This window comes from Seonamhaeicola marinus (assembly GCF_008085455.1).
The window spans coordinates 1-914 of sequence record NZ_VSDQ01000688.1 but is presented as its reverse complement, the minus strand read 5'-3'; the positions used below and the strand labels follow the sequence as shown (position 1 = coordinate 914).

The window sequence follows — 914 nt, the reverse complement described above, 5'->3', positions numbered from 1 at the left end:
ATCCGATAAAAATTATGAAAATCAACCCGTAAAATATCTTGTTTTTCATATGTGCTACAACGGTTAAGGCTAGGCTTTGTGCGGGAAGAAAATCGGCCAGATTTTCGAACACGGACTAAGCCGAAGCTTTTTGTTTGGATTTGTTTTTTTGATTTCACAAAGCCAAATCAACAAGATTTGGCGACCTAGTAAATATACACAAAAGTTTGAAGTAAGCACAAAACCCGCATGAAGTTTAGCCAGTGTTGGGTTACGTTTTTTCGAACCATTTTATTATAGATTTTTCAATATCTACACAACTCTTATAAATTGATTCAAAATTTTTCAAACCAATTTTTTCTTTACCTCTTATTTCTCCATGAAAATATATTTCATTCCCTTTATATGATTCAGGATATCTCAACAACTGATAATAACTATCTACGTTACTGTTATTACTTTCAAAAAATGAAGAAAAACTATTTTCGTTGTTTAAAACTTTATCTATCGAATGTATTATTTCAGGAATAAAACTCTTTTTATTTTCTTTAATTATTTCAAAGTAACTAGTTAAACTATGTGTTTTTTTCGATGTTGGAAATTTATTTATTTCTTGTAAAAGACCTTTCATGCAAAGTTCTAATCCGTGATAAAAGTTATATAGTATAGGAACTCCTACATTAAAATCATTCCATTTAGTTTTTTGATAATATTCTTCATGGGATTCTTCATCTGTTTGATTAGGATCATATTTAGACATTATTAGCTTTTTATTTTCTTGCTTTTTCATTTCATTAATAGCTTCTTTTGTTAGAGTCCAAAATTGATATGATAGTCCAAGATAATTAGCTTTTTTCATAATTTAATTTTCGGAATTTTTGCAAAATGTTACCCAACGTGTTTGTATATGGTTTGTTGCGTGGTTTAAGCACTAA

Annotated in this window: 1 protein-coding gene; it reads right to left on the bottom strand. The window is 28.4% G+C overall.

What is annotated here, in order from left to right; translation table 11 throughout:
* Positions 1–250: 250 nt before the first annotated feature.
* Positions 251–838 carry a HEPN domain-containing protein gene (locus FUA24_RS17140; RefSeq protein ID WP_147130234.1) on the bottom strand — a complete coding sequence of 196 codons (588 nt, stop codon included), beginning with the start codon at positions 836–838 and terminating at the stop codon, positions 251–253.
* Between the last annotated feature and the right edge of the window lie 76 nt (positions 839–914).

Excerpts from the sequence above, each read along its gene's own strand:
- FUA24_RS17140 (WP_147130234.1), bottom strand. The coding sequence starts at position 838 with ATGAAAAAAGCTAATTATCTTGGACTATCATATCAATTTTGGACTCTA.